Origin of the sequence: Actinoallomurus acaciae, assembly GCF_042429965.1 — a bacterium.
Taxonomy (GTDB): Bacteria; Actinomycetota; Actinomycetes; order Streptosporangiales; family Streptosporangiaceae; genus Actinoallomurus; species Actinoallomurus acaciae.
Genome location: NZ_JBHLZP010000994.1, coordinates 1 through 1,512 on the forward strand (window position 1 = coordinate 1; position 1,512 = coordinate 1,512).

Annotated in this window: 2 protein-coding genes; one reads left to right on the forward strand and one right to left on the reverse strand. The window is 75.1% G+C overall.

Annotation, left to right across the window (positions count from 1 at the left end; genetic code table 11):
- Positions 1-759, forward strand: a 759-nt coding sequence (locus tag ACFFNX_RS49740) for a hypothetical protein (RefSeq protein WP_378213480.1), incomplete at its 5' end; no start/stop codon positions are given.
- 1 nt (position 760) lies between these two features.
- On the opposite strand, the gene ACFFNX_RS49745 is transcribed toward ACFFNX_RS49740, so the two are convergent.
- The coding region (locus ACFFNX_RS49745; RefSeq protein WP_378213481.1) for an SGNH/GDSL hydrolase family protein at positions 761-1,512 on the reverse strand (752 nt) is incomplete at its 5' end.

Genomic DNA, 1,512 nt, shown 5'->3' on the forward strand with positions numbered 1-1,512 from the left:
CTGTTCGTGCCGTTGCAGATCGTCTATCTGTCGCCGTTTCTCGTCCCCGTGTGGATCGCCGGCATCCGGCGCCTGTGGCGCGACCCGGAGCTCCGGTGGGCCCGCCCGATGGTCGTGGCGTACCCGCTGCTCTGTGTCATGGTCGTGGCGTCCGGCGGCAAGTCGTACTACGCGCTTCCGCTTCTGCTCGTGCTGACCGCCGCCGGGTGTGAGCCGCTGGCCCGGCGGGCGCGAGGCCGCGGGCGGACGGCCGTCCTCGTGGGCGGGGGCGTCCTCGCGGCCATCACGTCCGGGCTCGCCTCCCTGCCGCTGCTGCCGACCGGCGCGCTGTCGGCGGTGAACGGGATCAACGCGGAACAGGGCGAGCAGGTCGGCTGGCCGGCGCTCACCTCGGCCGTCGCCGCGCGGTGGTCCGCGATCCCTCCGGCGGAGCGCGCCCACGCGGTGATCTTCACGGAGAACTACGGCGAGCACGGGGCGATCACGCGGTTCGGGCCGCGGCACGGCCTGCCGACGCCCTACTCGGCCCACATGAGCGACGCCGACTGGGGGCCGCCGCCGGACTCCGCGACCGGCCCGGTGGTGCTGGTGTACCAGGACGGCGACCGGAGCATCGGCCGGTTCTTCACCGGTTGCCGGCCGGGGAGCCGCGTGGACACCGGCGTCGACGACCAGGAGCAGGGCGCGCACGTCGACCTGTGCACCGGCACGACCGGGCCGTGGTCGGCGATCTGGCCGCGGCTGCGGCACTACTACTGAGCTACGGCCGGACGGGCGTGCGGCCACGGCCGGGTGAGAGCGAGGCCAGCACCGCGGCGAGTTCGGCGTACGCGCGGTCGTCGAGCCGTACGGTCTGGTCGCGGAGCCGGTGCCATGCCTCGCTGAACACCAGCCGGGTCAGGCCGGGCAGCAGGTCGCGCGAACGGCGGGCCATCCAGCCGGTTCCCTGAGTCGCGAGCCAGTACGCCTGGGCGGCCAGGCTCGGCACCGGGTTGGAGGGCTCGCGTTCGGGCAGCCGCCACAGGGGCACACCGCGGTCGGCCAGGCCGTCGGCGAACAGTCCGGCCAGGAGACGGTGCCCGCGTTCGCTCGGGTGGATGCGGTCGACACCCCACATCGCCGGGTCGTAGACGGACGCGTGCCCGGCCAGGTCCAGGTGGACCGTCCCGTGCACGGCCGCGAGGTGTTCGACGACGGCGTTGATCGCCTGGATCCGCCGTGCCAGCGGGCGGCGGACGAGCTCGGGGACCCGCAGCATGCGCCCGGGGTCGGGCAGGCTCGCGGTGAGCACCACGGCGCCGGACCGGCGCAGCGCCACGACCGTCTGCTCCAGCCGGGCGGCGATCGGCGCGATCGCGAAGTCGCTGCGCAGCGTGTCGTTGACGCCCACGATCACCGAGGCGTACGAGGGCCGCCGGGCGAGCGCGCGGGGAAGCTGGTCGCGCACCACGTCCTCGGCCAGGGCGCGGCGGCGGGCGTGGTTGTCCAGCGCCAGGCCGCCGGGCGGCGCGA